This window comes from Leifsonia sp. NPDC058248, assembly GCF_042881905.1.
Lineage (GTDB): Bacteria > Actinomycetota > Actinomycetes > Actinomycetales > Microbacteriaceae > Leifsonia.
Genome location: NZ_JBHVXB010000017.1, coordinates 5001 through 7602 on the forward strand (window position 1 = coordinate 5001; position 2602 = coordinate 7602).

The 2602-nt window shown below is 51.5% G+C and carries 1 rRNA gene; it reads left to right on the forward strand.

Annotated features, from left to right (window positions below):
- Nucleotides 1–236: 236 nt before the first annotated feature.
- A 16S ribosomal RNA gene (locus ACFVV5_RS19020) occupies nt 237–2041 on the forward strand.
- Nucleotides 2042–2602: the final 561 nt, after the last annotated feature.

Consider the following 2602-nt stretch of genomic DNA (forward strand, 5'->3'; position numbering starts at 1 on the left):
GGGCGCTGAGTCCTTCTCCTGGCGTGCCCCAGGCCACACGCCGCCCGTTCGGGCTCAGTGTGGTCGACGGCTTCGCTGGGGAACACATGAGTGGGAAAGCGGATTGCCGGCTCGCACGGCGCCCACGGCTCCTGCCGCAGGTGCTTTGCCCGGCGCGTCTCCGGACGCCACCCAGTGAACTTGACATCTCTCCGGCGCTGCTCGCAGCACCGGTTGCCGTTTTTCCGCGGCGGACGATAGTTATCTGGTTGATTCTGCCAGTAGTCATATGCTTGTCTCAAAGATTAAGCCATGCATGTCTAAGTATAAGCAATTATACAGCGAAACTGCGAATGGCTCATTATATAAGTTATCGTTTATTTGATAGTACCTTACTACTTGGATAACCGTGGTAATTCTAGAGCTAATACATGCTAAAAATCCCGACTTCGGAAGGGATGTATTTATTAGATTAAAAACCAATGCCCTCTGGGCTCTTTGGTGATTCATGATAACTTCTCGAATCGCACGGCCTTGCGCCGGCGATGGTTCATTCAAATTTCTTCCCTATCAACTTTCGATGTTTGGGTATTGGCCAAACATGGTTGCAACGGGTAACGGAGGGTTAGGGCTCGACCCCGGAGAAGGAGCCTGAGAAACGGCTACTACATCCAAGGAAGGCAGCAGGCGCGCAAATTACCCAATCCCGACACGGGGAGGTAGTGACAATAAATACTGATACAGGGCTCTTTTGGGTCTTGTAATTGGAATGAGTACAATTTAAATCCCTTAACGAGGAACAATTGGAGGGCAAGTCTGGTGCCAGCAGCCGCGGTAATTCCAGCTCCAATAGCGTATATTAAAGTTGTTGTGGTTAAAAAGCTCGTAGTTGAACCTTGGGCCTGGCTGGCCGGTCCGCCTCACCGCGTGTACTGGTCCGGCCGGGCCTTTCCCTCTGTGGAACCTCATGCCCTTCACTGGGTGTGACGGGGAAACAGGACTTTTACTTTGAAAAAATTAGAGTGCTCCAGGCAGGCCTATGCTCGAATACATTAGCATGGAATAATGAAATAGGACGTGTGGTTCTATTTTGTTGGTTTCTAGGACCGCCGTAATGATTAATAGGGACAGTCGGGGGCATCAGTATTCAATTGTCAGAGGTGAAATTCTTGGATTTATTGAAGACTAACTACTGCGAAAGCATTTGCCAAGGATGTTTTCATTAATCAGGAACGAAAGTTAGGGGATCGAAGACGATCAGATACCGTCGTAGTCTTAACCATAAACTATGCCGACTAGGGATCGGACGATGTTATTTTTTGACGCGTTCGGCACCTTACGAGAAATCAAAGTGCTTGGGCTCCAGGGGGAGTATGGTCGCAAGGCTGAAACTTAAAGAAATTGACGGAAGGGCACCACCAGGGGTGGAGCCTGCGGCTTAATTTGACTCAACACGGGGAAACTCACCAGGTCCAGACACAATGAGGATTGACAGATTGAGAGCTCTTTCTTGATTTTGTGGGTGGTGGTGCATGGCCGTTCTTAGTTGGTGGAGTGATTTGTCTGCTTAATTGCGATAACGAACGAGACCTTAACCTGCTAAATAGCCCGTATTGCTTTGGCAGTACGCTGGCTTCTTAGAGGGACTATCGGCTCAAGCCGATGGAAGTTTGAGGCAATAACAGGTCTGTGATGCCCTTAGATGTTCTGGGCCGCACGCGCGCTACACTGACGGAGCCAGCGAGTACTTCCTTGGCCGAAAGGCCCGGGTAATCTTGTTAAACTCCGTCGTGCTGGGGATAGAGCATTGCAATTATTGCTCTTCAACGAGGAATCCCTAGTAAGCGCAAGTCATCAGCTTGCGTTGATTACGTCCCTGCCCTTTGTACACACCGCCCGTCGCTACTACCGATTGAATGGCTCAGTGAGGCGTCCGGACTGGCCCAGGGAGGTGGGCAACTACCACCCAGGGCCGGAAAGCTCTCCAAACTCGGTCATTTAGAGGAAGTAAAAGTCGTAACAAGGTCTCCGTTGGTGAACCAGCGGAGGGATCATTACCGAGTTTACAACTCCCAAACCCATGTGAACATACCTTTACGTTGCTTCGGCGGAGCCGCCCCGGCGCCCGGAACCTCTTCGGTTTCGCGGCCCGGAACCAGGCGCCCGCCGGAGGCCACAAACTCTTTTGTTTTTACAGTTTCTTCTGAGTGTGCCGCAAGGCAAAATACAAATGAATCAAAACTTTCAACAACGGATCTCTTGGTTCTGGCATCGATGAAGAACGCAGCGAAATGCGATAAGTAATGTGAATTGCAGAATTCAGTGAATCATCGAATCTTTGAACGCACATTGCGCCCGCCAGAATTCTGGCGGGCATGCCTGTTCGAGCGTCATTTCAACCCTCGAGCTCCCCTCTTTTTGGGAGAGCCCGGCGTTGGGGACCCGGCGCTAACACCGCCGGCCCCGAAATGGAGTGGCGGCCCGTCCGCGGCGACCTCTGCGTAGTAATATCCACTCGCACCGGGACCCGGGCGCGGCCACGCCGTTAAACACCCCACCTTCCGAATGTTGACCTCGAATCAGGTAGGAATACCCGCTGAACTTAAGCATATCAATAAGCGGA